This window comes from Phytoactinopolyspora halotolerans (genome assembly GCF_010550675.1).
Lineage (GTDB): Bacteria > Actinomycetota > Actinomycetes > Jiangellales > Jiangellaceae > Phytoactinopolyspora > Phytoactinopolyspora halotolerans.
Genome location: NZ_JAAGOA010000017.1, coordinates 76,202 through 90,397 on the forward strand (window position 1 = coordinate 76,202; position 14,196 = coordinate 90,397).

Genomic DNA, 14,196 nt, shown 5'->3' on the forward strand with positions numbered 1-14,196 from the left:
GCGTACGCGGACTACTGGCTTTCCTCTTCGACGTAATCCATCGAGTAAGGGAGCATCGCCTCGCCGGACACGCTCGCCGTCCCGTCGTCGTTCACCGCTACGACGATGCTCACGCCGTGGGTGATGGTCATCTCGCTGAGATGGACACCGCCGGGGATGGTGCCGTATCCGCTGCCGTCGAGGGTGATGGTGTAGCCCTCATCGAGCGTGACGCTCTGCGTGCAGGTCACCGCGGTCATGCCCATAGCTCCGGCTTCGGTCTCCAACCAGCGCACAGCAACGTCGGCCAACGCGCAACTCCGGTCTACGGTGACCCGGTTCTCGGGTCCCTCGGTGATCTCGATGCCCTGCTCGGGTAGGGATCCGAGGCCACCTTGGGCGGAGAGGTCGATGCCCTCCGGCTCCTCGCCCGTCTCTGCGTACTCGACGATCGCATCGAGCGCCTCCTGTCCTCGCGCGGCCTGATCGTCTCCGGCGATCATCGCCGCCCCGTCGGTGACGGTGGGCCGGATCGGTTCCGCGTCGTCCGGCGCGTAGACGGACAGCTGAGCTTGCCAGGAAGACGTGGCATCCTCCCGGTTGACCAGGTAGTAAGCGGGTCCCGCTCCGTCGCTCTCAGGCTCGATCAAGGCGACGAACCACATCGGATAGGCATCGAACCGTGGCGCCGCGATGTACTGGGGGTCGACGGTGAACGCAGGGATCGGGTCCCGTTCCTGTGCCTGCTGCACCTGGTAGGCCATCTGTGACGACCTCAGCAGCGGGCCCGACTCCACGGTGGCGATCAGATCCGCGTCCTGTTCCGTGTTGGCCGTGTTGTTCGTCTCCGTGTAGTGCGCGAAGAACCGGTCGGCCGCACGCTCCGTCACGGCGACCGTGGCCGGCTCGGCGGTGTGCTCGACCTCCTCGGGAAGCTCCGCGCAGCCCGCCAGCAGCAGGGCCGCACCAGCGCCGACGGTCGTCGCCCGCTGCAGCCGCGCCGAGCCGCTTGGCCTCTCCGGCGGCGGCGGGGGGCCGGCGGTCTCCGGATCACCCGCGTCGGCCTGGGCGGGATCCGGCAGGTTGCCGGTCCCGACACGACGCCGACCGGCGCGCCGGCGCCGACGACCGGTGAACAGAAGCATGATGCCGGCGGCGGTGAGCAGGAGGCCGAGTCCGACGACGAGGAGCGCGGTGGCGAACACACCCTCGATCTCCGCCTCGACGGCCAGGTCGGCGGCGAGCGGTGCTTGAGGGTCAGCGGCGCTGACCACCACCTGGGCCGGTTCCGCGGTCAGCTCCACGCTGACCCGCTGCTCGCCGCTGCCGGTGCTGGACGCCTGCCACCAGTCCAGCCCTCCGGGAGGTGCGACCGGAGCGGTCTCTTCGCCGGACACCGCCTCGTGGGTGAGATCCTCCCGCCAGCCGGCTTGGGTGATCTGCTCCACCTGGACTCCGTCGAGGTACGAGCCGAGGTGTACCGGGTGGGCCACCCCGACGAAGGTGTCCGCGCCGTCGACGTCGGCGGCGACATGCAGCGTCGGCCCGGCGACGTCCAGCACCGAGGGGGCGGACACCAGCACGGCGGCATCCGTGGAGATCTCCTCGTCCACCACACCGAACGTGTCGTCCGGGCCCGTATAGACGGCGGCTACGGTGCCCGCCACGAGCACCGGCAGGCCGAGCACAAGGAGTACGACACCGAGGAAGGTTCGCACGTCAGCCGTCGATACCCAGATCGCGGCGGAGTTTTGCGACGTGACCGGTGGCCCGGACGTTGTACATCGCTTTCTCGATCTTGCCGTCCGGATCGATGACGAAGGTGGAACGGATCACCCCGGTGACCGTCTTGCCATAGAGCTTGCGCTCACCGTACGCGCCGAACGCCTTGGTCACCGCCAGATCCTCATCCGAGAGCAGCGGAAAGTTGATGCCGTCGCGTTCCCGGAAGGAGGCGAGCTTGTCCGGTGCATCCTTGGAGATGCCGACGACGTCGAGCCCGGCTGCCTGCAGGGCGGCGAGGCTGTCCCGGAAGTCGCAGGCCTGCGTGGTGCATCCGGGCGTCATCGCCGCCGGGTAGAAGTACACGACGACACGCTTGCCGCGGTACGAGGTGATATCCACGGCAGTGCCGTCGGCGTCGGGAAGGCTGAACGTGGGGGCGGGGTCGCCCGTGGAGAGTCGTGTCTCGGTCACCGTCCTACGGTACGGCGAGGCGGTGTCCTTCTTCTATGGCGGTGGTGCGCGAAATGACGGCGAACCTCGCCCGGCGCCGATACGGTTGGGAGAGCCGGTGCCGGGAACGGGATGGGCTGGTGGAATGCTGATCCGATATGGAGGTGCGCGTGAGTACTCCTGACGCCGTGCGGACCGGGCCACGGGAGCCGGTCACGGCCCCGTCGGAGACCCCGGAGGAGCCGGAACGGCGCCCGAAGCGTTCTGCCCGGGAGATCGAGCAGGCGATCAACGAGCGCAGCGAGCGCCTGGCGCGGAACATCGACGAGTTGGTGGGCCGGATGAGTCCGGGGCGTCTTGCGCGGGACAGCGCCGGGCGGATCGGCTCCAAGATGACGACGCCGGAGGGCGGGCCGCGAGTCGAGGTGCTCGGCGCGATCGCCGGGGCGGTGCTTGTGGGTGGCCTGCTGGTGTGGCGGTCACGTCGGCGTCGTCGCAGGTGAGATCAGGCGGTCTGGACGGCCGAGGGTCAGGAGATGCCCGGTGCGTGCGGTTACGCGTATCCTGAGGCATCGTGACCGAAGAGAGCGCTGTTGACTCGGACAAGCTGCCCATCCGCATGCTGCATGACCGCGTCTTGGTCTCATTGGACGCGGACGCCGGCGAACGGAAGTCGTCCGCGGGCATCGTCATTCCCGCTACCGCGGCCATGGGACGTCGTCTGGCCTGGGCCCGGGTCGTGGCTCTAGGGGCCAACGTCCGGACCGTGGCGGTCGGTGACCGGGTGCTCTTCGACCCGGAGGACAAGGCCGAGGTCGAGGTGCGCGGCGAAACCTACGTGCTTCTGCGGGAGCGGGATCTGCATGCCGTGGCATCCGAGCGGATCTCCGACGGTCAGACTGGGCTGTACCTGTAGCTGCCCGGCCTGACGTCAGCCGAGGCAGAGCAGTAGCTCGAGAAGCGAGAGGTCGAGGCCCAGACAGTACTTTTCGCGCTCTTCCGGGTCAGTGGGTATGGGCTCTGGAATGTCCGTGTCCATCGTCGGTGGTGCCGACCGCTCGGGTTCTTGCGGCTCTTCGCTGTCGTCGGGTACGTCTGGTTCGTCGCTCTTGTCTGGCTGGTCCGGTTCGTCTGGCTGGTCCTCTGAGTCGGGATCGTCTTCCGGCTCGTCGGAGGACTGCGGAGGTGAACGATCCGGCGTGTTCTGGTCGGCGTCGGGTGCCTCGCTGGACGTCTCGTCCGGCGCGTCGTCCTGGGTGTCTGACTCGTCATCGGTCCGATTGGAGTCATCGTCGCCGGACGAGTCCTGCGAACCGCTCTGGTCCGGAGCGTCGGCGCTGCCATCGGCGCCCTGATCCGACGGGCGGTCGTCTGCCTGGTTCCGGCTCTCGGGCGGCTGATCGTCTGCGGTCGCGCGTGGTGTTCCGGTGCCGGATGGCTTCCGTTCCTCCGGGCTCTGCGGCCGCGCGCCGGTGCTCTCGGTGGTGGGTTCGTTCGACGGCGTGCTCGCCGTGTGCGTGGTGACCAGATCAGTGTCGGCGGCGATTCGATCATTGCTGGTCGGAACCACCAAGCTGCCGAGTGTGATCCCCACGGTAGCGCCGACGACGCAGGCGACCAGCGAAGGGTATGTCCGACCCTTGGCCACGAACCATCCCATGACAGTGGCGAACATGCCGTCTCGGCTCCGCGGGGAGTTCGCGGAGTTTCGAGGCTTGTGCCTGCTCGCGGGTTCGTGCTCTGGCGGGCTGATGGGGTGGTCCTTTCTCGTGCTGTCGGATCGGGCTACACCCAAGGTCGCAGTACAGGGTAGTGAGCCTGGGCGGTGAGGGAAATAGGGCGATCGGGGGATTCTCGGTGCCATGAATTCGGGCAAAAAGGCCAGATCAGAACCTTTGGGGCGGCAATGATCCTGCCTGGCGGTGTCATCTCGGCGTTCGTTCCTCCTTCTTGCGAAGGATGTGGTGATTCGTAGACGAGAAGGACGGCTGACCTCGGTGCCGGCGATAGATTCGACGCACGTGATCGACAGGGTTCACGCACGTGATTGACCAGATGCGTTCGAAAGGGTGACGACGATGGCGTCTGCGGAGCAGCGGAGGCCGCCGTCGGGCACCGGCGCACTTCGGCTTCGTCCGCCGGGCAACCGCATCGAGCGGAAGGCTGTGTGGTGGTGGATCGCCCAAGCCGTTGTCATGCCTGGCAGCTTGCTGGCCGCCGTCTCGGTCGGATACCTCCTTTGGGAAGCCGCTCGGCCTTGGTTGATTGTGGCCGTTGTTGTGCTGGCGGTGCTCACCAGCGTGTCCCTGTTCGTCGAGCCTTTCTGGCGATACGCGGTGCACCGGTGGGAGGTGACGGACGAAGCCGTCTACGCGCTGACCGGCTGGCTGGTGCGCGAGTGGCGGGTGGCCCCGATCTCCCGGATTCAGACGGTCGACGCCGTCCGTGGGCCGGTCGAACAGATGCTGGGCCTGGCTACCCTGCGAGTGACGACGGCCTCGTCGCGAGGTCCGATCAACATCGGTGGTCTTGACCGGGATGTGGCGGCGGCGATAGCTGAGCGGCTCACGGCCGTCACGCAGCGGACGCCGGGCGATGCCACGTGACAGCGGCACAGGAACCGTGGCGTCGCCTCCACAGCCGGATGATCTGGGTGGATGTGGTGCAGGCGGTGGTCTCGCTGACGCCGGCTGCGCTCGCCACGGGGGTTTTCGGCGTCGAGGCGTCGCTGGGAAGCCTGTGGCCGATGATCGCGGTTGCCGCATTCGGCACGGTCGGTGCGATCGCGGATGCGTTGCGGTGGGCTTTCACTCGATATCGGGTGACCGACGCATACGTGGAGCGGCGCACGGGCGTCTTCGTCCGGCAGTACCGCTCCGTGCGGCGGGACCGGATCCGTAGTGTGGACGCGACCGCCAAGCTCCGGCACCGGCTGGCCGGCCTCCGTGTGGTCACGATCGGTGCCGGGCAGCAACACAACGCGGGTGAGTCTGCGTTCGTGCTGGATGCGATCCTCAGGACTGACGCCTGGAGACTGCAGGAGGAGCTCCTGCGCCCCCGAGCGGCGGGTTCGGCCGTGCCTGCCCCGAGCGGTCGTCCCGATGGTTCCGGCGTCGGCGATCGGGTGACTGGCACGTCCGACGGCGCTCGTGGCACGGAGGACGCCCAGGTGTTCGCGCGCTTGCGGCCGTCGTGGGTGCTCTACAACGTGTTCAACTCGTGGGCGTACATCATGGCCATCGGCCTGCTGTGGGGTGGCTTCTGGCTGCTGTCCACGTTCGGTGTCGACGTCGGCGGCTTCCTGGACGGTCTGGCCGACTGGGAGGCGCTGGGATGGGGTTGGACGATCGGGATCGGCGTGCTGGTCACCGGCGCCGTCGGTGTGATCGGGTTGGCGGTCAACTTCTTCACGGAGAATTGGAACTTCGAGTTGGCCCGCGTGTCCGGTGAGGACGGCACTCAGCTGCGGACCAGGAAGGGTTTGTTCACCACTCGCGAGGTCAACCGCGACGAGCGGCGGATGCGCGGGCTGCAGATCAGTGAGCCGTTGCTATGGCGGTGGATGGGCATGGCGGACACGAACGTGGTGACCACCGGGCTCTCTCTGTGGTCGATGTCGGAGCCGACGGCGATACTTCCGCGGGGGCCGATCGGCGTGGCACGTTCCGTCGCGGTCGACGTGCTGGGCTCCCGTCCGAGCCCGTTCGACGTCCCACTGGTGCGGCATCCGGCCGCGGCCCTGCGTCGACGGCTGTGCTGGGCGACCGTCGGCGGGGCTGCGCTGGTCGCCGTCGTGGTGTGGCTGGTCATCACGGACGTGCTGCCGGCATGGACGGTCTGGCTCGGCGCGGCCGGGTGGCCGGTGGCGCTGCTCGGCGCGGTGGTCGCGTACCGGGCGCTGGGACACGCCGTCGCCGGCCCGTATGTCGTGCTCAGATCCGGTCTGATCAGCAGATCGACGGTGGCCCTGCAACGCAGTGCTGTCTCCACCATCGCGTTGCGGCAGTCGCTGTTGCAGCGACGGCTGGGGCTGATGACGGTGTCGGCCATGACGGCGGCGGGGTGGGGCGGTTATCAGGCGTCCGACGTCGACGCCGGTGAGGCCGTGGAGTTCGCCACGGCGGCTGCGCCGGGTCTACTCGAGCCGTTCCTTGTGCCGAACCGGCTGTCCGCCGAGAGATCCTGACAATTCGGGCAAGAGCCCCATAAGTTCCGGTTTGCGGCAATATCGGCTAGTGTTCCCCTCGCTATTCCGGAAAGGGGGATTGGAACCGGAATGAGTGGACGGCATGCGCAACGCGCTCGCAGACGGCGCCGCTCGCCGGTGTGGCCGATCGGCGTCGCCGTGGTACTGCTCGGTCTCATTGCGGCCGGTGGCTACCTCGTATACGACGTCGTGCTGGCCGATGACGAGCAGCAGGCGGCGCAAGGCCAGGCCGATGGACAGGCCCAGAGCGAATGTGACGACGGGCGCGCGGTGTCGATCGTGGCGGCGCCGGGTATCGCGACCGTCCTGGAAGAGCTCGCCCACCAGTACAACGAAGCCGCCGGCGACGACTCCGACGGATTGTGCGCGTCCGTGACGGCCGCGTCGCCGGCCGAGGCGGCCGAGATGCTGGGCGGCGAGAACAGTCCAGACATGTGGGTGCCTGACTCGTCGGCGTGGATCCAACGAGCCGCAGGCCGGGACGTCACGCTCGGCGAGCCGCAGCCGTTGGCGCTGTCACCGCTGGTGTTGGTCGCGTCGCAGGGTGTGGCCCGGGAGCAGCTCGGCTGGCCGGACAACGCCGAGTTCTCCTGGTCGGACTTCGTGTCTTCTGACGCTGCCGTCACCATCGTCGACCCGATGTCCAGCACCGAAGGGCTGTCCACACTCCTCGCGGTGCAGGCTGTCGTGAATCAGACGGGTGCGGAGCAAGCAGAGGTCGCGCAGGCCATGTCCGCCGTAGCGCGATCGGCCGTCGCCGATGTGGACGAGGCCTATGCGCAGGTCGTCTCGGAACCGTCGGCCGCTCCACTCTTTCACGCGAGCGAGCAGTCGGTCGTCGAGCACAACCGGCAGAACCCGGATCAGCCTGCGGTCGCGCTCTATCCGGCCGAAGGCACCGTCGCGTTCGACTATCCGGCAGTGCCCGTGCATGCGGCTGAGACGGCGTCGTCGACGACTGAGGCGGTGCAGGAACTGATCGAGGCATTCCGCTCGGACGCCGCGACCTCGACTCTCCAGGAAGCCGGGTTCCGCAGTCCTCAGGGCGAGGCACTGGAGTCGGCCGGCGTCGTCGACGGCATCCGGCGCAGCATGCCCGAGACCATGCCCGCTCCAGAACCGCAGGCCGCGGAGGCCGTCCTGCGACAATGGGCGGCGCTCTCCATCGACATGCGGATGCTTCCGGTCATCGACGTGTCCGGTTCCATGTGGGAGGACGACGGCGCGGAACAACTGCCGATCGAGGTGGTGCGGGACGCGAACCTCGCGGCGCTCGACCTGTTTCCGCCGACCAGCGAGCTGGGGCTGTGGGTGTTCTCCACCGAAGAAGATCCACCCGATCATTGGCGCGAGGTCGTTGAGATCGGGCCGCTGTCGGAGGAGGTCGGCGACGGCACGCGGCTGGACGCGCTGGTCCAGGCCACCAACGCATTGCCGGATTCCGACGTGCGTGGATGGACCGCGCTCTATGACACGGCGTGGGCGGCATACCAAGAGGTCAAGGACAATTACGACCCCAACAGGGTGAACTCCGTGGTGCTGCTGACCGACGGCGAGGACGAGCGTCCGCCGGAGATGGCACCGGGTATGGACCTCGAGACGCTGCTGGCTCAGCTGCGGGCACAGCACGACTCCGCGCGTCCAGTGCTGCTGATCACCATCGGGATCGGCCCGGACGCCGACATGGATGCGTTGCAGCAGATCTCCGAGGCCACCGGCGCCTCCGCCTACCAGGTCCAGGACCCCGCCGACCTGGAAGAGGTCTTCTTCCGGGCGATGGTGGAGCGGCAGTGCCGCCCGGACTGCTGACCGTCCCGGACGGGTGACGGCGTCCGCCCCGCCGACGGTAAGACCGGTCGCGTCAGCGGGCCGTCTTCTCATGGAGACAGAGGACGTTGCCCTCGGTGTCGGCGAACCAGGCCGCACGGTGGTCTCCGAGGGTGGCGACGTGGTCGACCGTCCGCAGGCCCGGCTCGTCGTAGTCGAGGAAGGCGACGTTCCTGGACTCGAGATCAGCGATCTCGGCCGGCATGTCGGTGACCTCGAAGGTGAGCACAGTGTGCTTGGTCTGCGCGCCCGCCTCCGCCGGCAGCAGTTGGACGCTGCCGCCGGCCGTGGTGCGGAAGGCGTGGCTTCCGTCCGGAGCCTCCCCGGCGTCCTGCAGGCCGAGCGTGTCTCGGTAGAAGGCGGTCGCCCGAGACATGTCGGTGACCGGCAGAATGGTGGTGATGGGAGCGTTGGCGAGCATGGCCGGACCTCCGATCGTCGCAGTCGGACACCGCTACGGTGGCACTGCCGAGTCAAGACCGGGTCATGGCCGGGTGAAGGCCGCGAGGACGGAAGAGGAGACAAGATGAGGGTCGCGTTGCACTCCGTGGTGCGTGCCGGTGCCGAGCGGCAGTACGAGGCCGAGCACGAGCGGATCCCGGACGATCTGGTCGCCGCGTTCGCACGGGTGGGCATCTGGAACTGGACCATCTGGCGCAGCGGCTCCGATCTGTTTCACATCGTCGACTGCGAGGACTTCGACGCGGCGATGCGCGAGTTGCAGGACGACCCGGCCAATGTCCGGTGGCAGGCGCGCATCGGCCCGTTCGTGGACCGGTTCGTCTCGGACGCCGGCGATGGAGCGCCGCACCCCATCGGGCAGGTGTGGGAACTGACGACGCAGCGCTCCCAGTCTTAGCAGGCCCGTGCCGGTTGCAGGTGAGCCGCTGTCAGCCGGGTATGACTTCGTGGAGTCGTCACGCCTCGACGTTGTCTCCCAACTGGCTCTGTCCCGTGCCGCTATCGTGTGGGTATGGCAGCGTCGGAGGTTGTCGAAGCGGCCGGTCGTGAGGTGACCGTCACACACCCGGACAAGATCGTCTTCGGCGAGCACAGGACGACGAAGCTCGACCTGGTGCGCTACTACCTGTCCGTGGCCGATGGTGCACTGCGCGGCGTCGCCGGTCGGCCGATGATCCTCAAACGGTTCGTGAAGGGCATCGAGGAGGAGGCGTTCTTCCAGAAGCGGGCGCCGTCGAAGCGGCCGGCCTGGATCGAGGTCGCCACGCTGCGGTACGCGTCCGGCACGACGGCCGACGAGGTGGTGGTCCGGGATGCCGCAGCCTTGGCATGGGTGGTGAACTTGGGCTGCATCGACCTGAACCCGCATCCGGTGCTGGCCGAGGACCTCGACCGTCCCGATGAGCTACGGATCGACTTGGACCCGGTCCCCGGGGTGGACTGGCGGCAGATCGTCGACGTGGCGTTCGTCGCCAAGGAAGTGCTGGAGGATCACGGTCTGACCCCGTGGCCGAAGACCTCGGGCTCGCGCGGATTCCACATCTACGCCCGGATCGAGCCGCGCTGGGCGTACAAGGATGTCCGGCTGGCGGCGGAGACTGTCGCCCGCGAGGTGGAGAACCGGGCACCGGATCTGGCCACGGCGAAGTGGTGGAAGGAGGAACGGCAGGGGGTCTTCGTGGATTTCAACCAGAACGCGAAGGACCGCACCATCGCCTCCGCCTACTCGGTGCGACCCACCCAGGATGCCCGGGTGTCTACCCCGCTGACCTGGGATGAGGCACGCGACTGCCGGCCAGAGCAGTTCACGCTGGCCACCGTCCCGGAACGGTTCGCCGACGTCGGCGATCCATGGCAGGGCATCGACGATGCGGCCGGGTCACTGGACGCACTGCTGGACCTGGCCAAGCGACTCGGGCCGGCGGAGAAGCCACCCAAGGGGAGCGGCCGCCGGCAGTCGACGATGCCGCTGATCGAGATCGCCCGGGCGAAGACCAAGCAGGAGGCGCTCGACGGCCTTGAGCGCTGGAAGGAGCGGCACGCGTCCGTCGTCCCGCATCTCGAACCAGCCGACGTGCTGGTCGACGGTATGCGTGGCCGCAGCTCGCTGTGGTACCGCATCCGCATCAACCTGCAGCACGTCCCGGAGGCCGAGCGCCCACCGCAAGAGCCGCTGGAAGTCGACTACGACCCGTGGGCCGGCACCCCCTTCGGCCGCGATCAAGGATGACCTGCCCGGTCCGCCGGTTCAGTCGGCGAGCCGGGGTTCGACGGTCCGCCACTGTGCGTACTTGGGGTACCGGCCATCGCCCGACGAGCGACCGGTGAGCCGACGCCCGATCCACGGCAGCACGTACCGACGGTAGTACGTGACCTTCTCCATCCGGCTCGGCGGTGCTATCGCCGTGGTGAGCGGGGTCATCCATTCCTCCGGAGGCAGCGCGCCGAGGGTCTGCAGCACTCGGGCCGCCACGCGTCGGTGGCCGGAGGCGTTCAGATGCAGCCGATCCTCGCACCAGTAGGCGGGATGCCTGAGCTCCGGATCGCTCCAGTTGTCCGCGAAAGGCACGTCGTACCTGGTGGTCATCTCCCTGACCGCTGCCGTGAGCCGGTTGCCGACGGGGCGTACCCACCGTCCCAGTGGCAGGTTCCGCGTCGGGTCGCCGCCGCTGAGGATCACCGGTCGCACGCCCGCGTCGAGGCACCGGGTGATGACATGCTCGGTGAGAGTCACCATCCGGTTGAGATTCGCACGGTGCCGGATCATGTCGTTGCCGCCGCCGTTGAACGTCAGCATCGTGGGTTCCAAGGCCAGCGCCGGCTCAAGCTGCTCGCGCACGATCGGCTCCATCAGCTTGCCCCGGATGGCGAGGTTGGCGTACTCGATCGGCGCGCCCTCGCTGATGGCCAGGCCGGTGGCGACGAAGTCGGCCCAGCCGCGCACCGACCCGTCGTCGCGTTCGTCGCCGACGCCTTCGGTGAAACTGTCTCCGATCGACACCAGACGCATTCCGCCATTATCCGCGGTCTGGCGGGAAACACGAGCGCCCGCCCCCGGGCCGCTAGGGTCGCGGATATGAGTACCGTATTGATCACGGGAGCGACGGACGGTCTCGGCCGCTACGTCGCCACCGAGCTGGCGAAGGCAGGACATCGGGTCATCGCACACGGCCGGAACCCGTCGCGGCTGGAGCGATTGCGCGACCAGCTCGGCGCGAGGCTGGAGACGGTCCAGGCCGACCTCGCCGAGCTGCGGCAGGTCGACCGGCTCGCCGACGAGATCCGGAAGACGTACGACCGGTTGGACGTGCTGGTCAACAACGCCGGCATCGGTGCCGGCGCGGATCGTCGCATGCGCGAGGAGAGCGCCGACGGCATCGAGCTGCGGTTCGCGGTCAACTACCTCGCCGGCTATCACCTGGCACGCCGGTTGGTACCGCTCCTGGCTGACTCGGCGCCGTCCAGGGTGGTGAACGTCGCGTCCGTCGGTCAGCGGCCAATCGACTTCGCCGACCCGCTGCTGGCCTCCTCGTATGACGGAATGCGCGCCTACCAGCAGAGCAAGCTCGCGCAGATCATGTTCACCATGGATCTCGCCGGGGAACTCGCTGACGACGGGGTCACCGTCAATGCGCTGCACCCGGCCACCTTGATGCCGACCACCATGGTCGAGGAAGGATGGCCGGGCGGTGCGATGAGCACGCTGGAGGAGGGTGGCGCGGCCACCCTGCGGCTGATCACCGCCCCAGAGCTGGCCGAGGTCACCGGAGAGTACTTCAACAGCAACGATCCCGAGCCCGCACGGGCGAACCCACAGGCCTACGACGCCGACGCCCGCCACGAGCTGCGCGAACTGAGCGACCGGCTGATTGCCTCCGCCCTCGAGGGGTGACGCGTGCGCCGGCGAGGCTCTCTGTCGCAACCGCCAATGTCTCGATGATGCCGGGCGTGAACGGGCATCATGCAGGGGTATGGGCGTCGATGCATACAGCTGGCCGGGCAGCGACGACGAGCTGGTGGAGGTCCAGTACACACTTGCCGCCGACGCGGAGGCGGCACTGGCCGCACAACCGTGGACGTTCGATGGACAGCCCGCCGTCGGCGGGTGCTTCGTCGCGTTCGCCCGAGGCGAATCCGGGCCGGGACACCGCGGCGACCGCGCCTGGGCGGCCGCGGTCTCCCTCCGTGGCCGGGCGATCGTCGCTCAATCCGTGGCCGTACAGCAGGTGCCCGCCGCATACGCACCCGGCCTGCTGGCTCGCCGGGAAGGGCCGATCCTGCAGGCCGCGGTCGGCGACCTGCGGCCCGGCCCCGACGTGTTGCTGGTCGATGCGACCGGCCTTGACCATCCGCGCGGCGCCGGCCTCGCCCTTCATCTCGGCGCGATCCTCGGCGTGCCGACGGTGGGGGTGACGCATCGAACGCTGGTCGCATCCGGTGCCGTGCCCGAGCACCTCCGCCGGGGCGCGACCGCCCCGGTATACGTCCGGGACCGATGCGTCGGATATTGGGTGTGCACCAAGACGGCGGCCCGTGCCGTCGTCGCGCACGCAGGCTGGCGAACCAGTCCGGAGACGGCCGCGGAGACGGTGCTGGCCGCGTCATCGTCGCGGGCGCGCACCCCGCTGCCGCTGCGGCACGCCCGCCGCGTCGCGCGGACGACGCGTGCCTCCGCGGGCGCCGGGTAGCGGCCTTCGCGAGGACGCGACGGTCGTCGGCGGTCTCATCGCGCGGCGCCGATGACCTCCTCCAGCGCCGCCCGCAGCGCGGCCACGCAGGTGTCGAGCTGCTCCTCGGTGATGACCAGCGGTGGGCAGAAGGAGACCGTGGCGTCGCCGATGGCGCGGGCGATCACCCCATGCTGGAGCAGCGCGTCCCGCACGGCCACCGCACTGACGTGGGGATGCATGCCCACCGCCCACATCGCGCCCGCACCGCGCGCCTCGGCCACCAGGCCCTGCTCGGCGATCTCGCTCAGGCCGGCGGCGAGCCGCTCGCCGATCCCCGGTGCACGGGCCGGGAGGTTCTCCGCTCGGGTAATGCCGAGTGCCGCAATCCCGGCGGCACAGGCCACCGGGTGGCCGCTGTAGGTGTGGCCGTGCCGGAGGACGAAGTCCGGGTCAGCTTCCAGCGGACCGCGAACCGCCGGACCGACGAGTACCCCGCCGAGCGGGATGTAGCCGGAGGTGACCCCCTTGGCGAAGGTGACCAGATCCGGCCGGACACCGTAGTGCTGGCTGCCCCACCACTGTCCGAGCCGGCCGAATCCGCAGATGACCTCGTCGGCGATCAACCATGCACCGTGCTCGTCGCAGATCCGGCGCAGCTCGGTCAGGTATCCGGGCGGTGGCGGATAGACGCCGGCGGCGCCGACCACCGGCTCCGCGATCACCGCGGCCAGCTCGCCGGGCCGCTCGCGAGCGACCTTCTCCACAGCCTCGGCGTCGTCATAGGGCACCTGGACGATGTCGTCGACGAGTGGACCGAAGTGCTCCTGATTGGCCGGGATGCCGGTGGCGGTGAGGCCGCCGTAGGTGACCCCGTGGTAAGACGGCGTGCGGCTGACGATCAGCCGCCGGCCCGGCCGGCCGGCCCGGGCATGCGCGGCTCGGGCCAGCTTGATAGCGCTGTCCACCGACTCCGAGCCGGAGCCGGTGTAGAAGACCCGGAACCCGTCGCCCGGTGCGAGTGCGACCAGCTCGCTCGCCAGCTCCTCCGCGGGCGGGTTGGTGAAGATGTCGAACGTGTGGAAGGCATCCAGCCTGCGCAGCTGCTCGGTCACCGCTTCGATGATCTCGGTGCGCCCGTGCCCGACGTTGCAGTACCAGAGACTGGCCATCGCGTCGATGTACTCACGGCCCGCTGAGTCGCGGACGACGGCACCGTCACCCTCGGTGATCGTGAGAAAGTCACGGTTCGAGGGTTTGGCGAACGGGTGCAGGACATCGGGCAGGTCCATGGCTTCAAGCCTCCTTGCGGTGACGCGACTGGCTGGCAGCATCGTGCCATGCCGCGCGGGTTCGGCGCGCGGTCGAGGCTGCGCTGTC

The 14,196-nt window shown here is 68.8% G+C and carries 15 protein-coding genes; 9 read left to right on the forward strand and 6 right to left on the reverse strand.

The annotated features are described in order from the left end of the window. Positions 1-11 precede the first annotated feature (11 nt). A complete protein-coding gene (locus G1H10_RS21810; protein WP_163741719.1) occupies positions 12-1,697 on the reverse strand; it encodes a DUF8094 domain-containing protein in 1,686 nt (561 codons plus the stop codon). A 1-nt stretch (position 1,698) separates the two neighbouring features. Further along, complete coding sequence (gene bcp, locus G1H10_RS21815; RefSeq protein ID WP_163741720.1) at positions 1,699-2,175, reverse strand: thioredoxin-dependent thiol peroxidase; 477 nt, start codon at positions 2,173-2,175, stop codon at positions 1,699-1,701. A gap of 149 nt (positions 2,176-2,324) precedes the next feature. On the opposite strand from bcp, the gene G1H10_RS21820 reads away from it, so the two are divergent. Together G1H10_RS21820 and G1H10_RS21825 are read left to right on the forward strand one after the other, a co-directional pair. Next, on the forward strand, positions 2,325-2,657 hold the full coding sequence (locus G1H10_RS21820; protein ID WP_163741722.1) for a DUF3618 domain-containing protein: 333 nt from the start codon (positions 2,325-2,327) through the stop codon (positions 2,655-2,657). A 116-nt stretch (positions 2,658-2,773) separates the two neighbouring features. Further along, positions 2,774-3,070: a GroES family chaperonin gene (locus G1H10_RS21825; RefSeq protein WP_163741865.1), complete on the forward strand. Its 297-nt coding sequence runs from the start codon at positions 2,774-2,776 to the stop codon at positions 3,068-3,070. A 15-nt stretch (positions 3,071-3,085) separates the two neighbouring features. On the opposite strand, the gene G1H10_RS21830 is transcribed toward G1H10_RS21825, so the two are convergent. Beyond that, the gene (locus tag G1H10_RS21830) at positions 3,086-3,829 is read right to left on the reverse strand and encodes a hypothetical protein (protein ID WP_163741723.1); all 744 of its coding nucleotides are present in this window, start codon (positions 3,827-3,829) and stop codon (positions 3,086-3,088) included. A 403-nt stretch (positions 3,830-4,232) separates the two neighbouring features. Here G1H10_RS21830 and G1H10_RS21835 point away from each other — a divergent pair, with 403 nt between their 5' ends. From G1H10_RS21835 to G1H10_RS21845, 3 genes are all read left to right on the forward strand, one after another. Next, positions 4,233-4,760, forward strand: coding sequence for a PH domain-containing protein (locus tag G1H10_RS21835; RefSeq protein ID WP_163741725.1), 528 nt, complete (start codon positions 4,233-4,235; stop codon positions 4,758-4,760). Then, entirely contained in the window at positions 4,757-6,340 is a 1,584-nt protein-coding gene (locus tag G1H10_RS21840) for a PH domain-containing protein (protein WP_216853536.1), read from the forward strand. The genes G1H10_RS21835 and G1H10_RS21840 overlap by 4 nt, the downstream gene beginning before the upstream one ends. A gap of 90 nt (positions 6,341-6,430) precedes the next feature. Continuing rightward, positions 6,431-8,170: a substrate-binding and VWA domain-containing protein gene (locus tag G1H10_RS21845; protein WP_163741728.1), complete on the forward strand. Its 1,740-nt coding sequence runs from the start codon at positions 6,431-6,433 to the stop codon at positions 8,168-8,170. A 52-nt stretch (positions 8,171-8,222) separates the two neighbouring features. On the opposite strand, the gene G1H10_RS21850 is transcribed toward G1H10_RS21845, so the two are convergent. Then, positions 8,223-8,609, reverse strand: a complete 387-nt coding sequence (locus G1H10_RS21850) for a VOC family protein (protein WP_163741730.1) — start codon at positions 8,607-8,609, stop codon at positions 8,223-8,225. Between the two features lie 105 nt (positions 8,610-8,714). On the opposite strand from G1H10_RS21850, the gene G1H10_RS21855 reads away from it, so the two are divergent. Both G1H10_RS21855 and ligD read left to right on the forward strand, forming a co-directional pair. Continuing rightward, positions 8,715-9,047 (forward strand): L-rhamnose mutarotase, encoded by a 333-nt coding sequence (locus tag G1H10_RS21855; RefSeq protein WP_163741732.1) that lies wholly within the window; start codon positions 8,715-8,717, stop codon positions 9,045-9,047. 114 nt (positions 9,048-9,161) lie between these two features. Next, positions 9,162-10,379, forward strand: a complete 1,218-nt coding sequence (gene ligD / locus G1H10_RS21860) for a non-homologous end-joining DNA ligase (protein ID WP_163741735.1) — start codon at positions 9,162-9,164, stop codon at positions 10,377-10,379. 18 nt (positions 10,380-10,397) lie between these two features. Here ligD and G1H10_RS21865 read toward each other — a convergent pair whose 3' ends face one another. Next, the gene (locus G1H10_RS21865) at positions 10,398-11,159 is read right to left on the reverse strand and encodes an SGNH/GDSL hydrolase family protein (RefSeq protein WP_163741738.1); all 762 of its coding nucleotides are present in this window, start codon (positions 11,157-11,159) and stop codon (positions 10,398-10,400) included. A gap of 66 nt (positions 11,160-11,225) precedes the next feature. Here G1H10_RS21865 and G1H10_RS21870 point away from each other — a divergent pair, with 66 nt between their 5' ends. Further along, the gene (locus tag G1H10_RS21870; RefSeq protein ID WP_163741739.1) at positions 11,226-12,041 is read left to right on the forward strand and encodes an SDR family NAD(P)-dependent oxidoreductase; all 816 of its coding nucleotides are present in this window, start codon (positions 11,226-11,228) and stop codon (positions 12,039-12,041) included. Positions 12,042-12,120: 79 nt separating this feature from the next. Beyond that, positions 12,121-12,837, forward strand: coding sequence for an endonuclease V (locus G1H10_RS21875; RefSeq protein WP_163741741.1), 717 nt, complete (start codon positions 12,121-12,123; stop codon positions 12,835-12,837). Between the two features lie 35 nt (positions 12,838-12,872). Here G1H10_RS21875 and G1H10_RS21880 read toward each other — a convergent pair whose 3' ends face one another. Continuing rightward, on the reverse strand, positions 12,873-14,108 hold the full coding sequence (locus tag G1H10_RS21880; RefSeq protein WP_216853537.1) for an aminotransferase family protein: 1,236 nt from the start codon (positions 14,106-14,108) through the stop codon (positions 12,873-12,875). Positions 14,109-14,196 lie beyond the last annotated feature (88 nt).

Excerpts from the sequence above, each read along its gene's own strand:
- G1H10_RS21825 (WP_163741865.1), top strand. The coding sequence starts at position 2,774 with ATGCTGCATGACCGCGTCTTGGTCTCATTGGACGCGGACGCCGGCGAA.
- G1H10_RS21830 (WP_163741723.1), bottom strand. The coding sequence starts at position 3,829 with ATGTTCGCCACTGTCATGGGATGGTTCGTGGCCAAGGGTCGGACATAC.
- G1H10_RS21835 (WP_163741725.1), top strand. The coding sequence starts at position 4,233 with ATGGCGTCTGCGGAGCAGCGGAGGCCGCCGTCGGGCACCGGCGCACTT.
- G1H10_RS21845 (WP_163741728.1), top strand. The coding sequence starts at position 6,431 with ATGAGTGGACGGCATGCGCAACGCGCTCGCAGACGGCGCCGCTCGCCG.
- G1H10_RS21850 (WP_163741730.1), bottom strand. The coding sequence starts at position 8,609 with ATGCTCGCCAACGCTCCCATCACCACCATTCTGCCGGTCACCGACATG.
- G1H10_RS21855 (WP_163741732.1), top strand. The coding sequence starts at position 8,715 with ATGAGGGTCGCGTTGCACTCCGTGGTGCGTGCCGGTGCCGAGCGGCAG.
- ligD (WP_163741735.1), top strand. The coding sequence starts at position 9,162 with ATGGCAGCGTCGGAGGTTGTCGAAGCGGCCGGTCGTGAGGTGACCGTC.
- G1H10_RS21865 (WP_163741738.1), bottom strand. The coding sequence starts at position 11,159 with ATGCGTCTGGTGTCGATCGGAGACAGTTTCACCGAAGGCGTCGGCGAC.
- G1H10_RS21870 (WP_163741739.1), top strand. The coding sequence starts at position 11,226 with ATGAGTACCGTATTGATCACGGGAGCGACGGACGGTCTCGGCCGCTAC.
- G1H10_RS21875 (WP_163741741.1), top strand. The coding sequence starts at position 12,121 with ATGGGCGTCGATGCATACAGCTGGCCGGGCAGCGACGACGAGCTGGTG.
- G1H10_RS21880 (WP_216853537.1), bottom strand. The coding sequence starts at position 14,108 with ATGGACCTGCCCGATGTCCTGCACCCGTTCGCCAAACCCTCGAACCGT.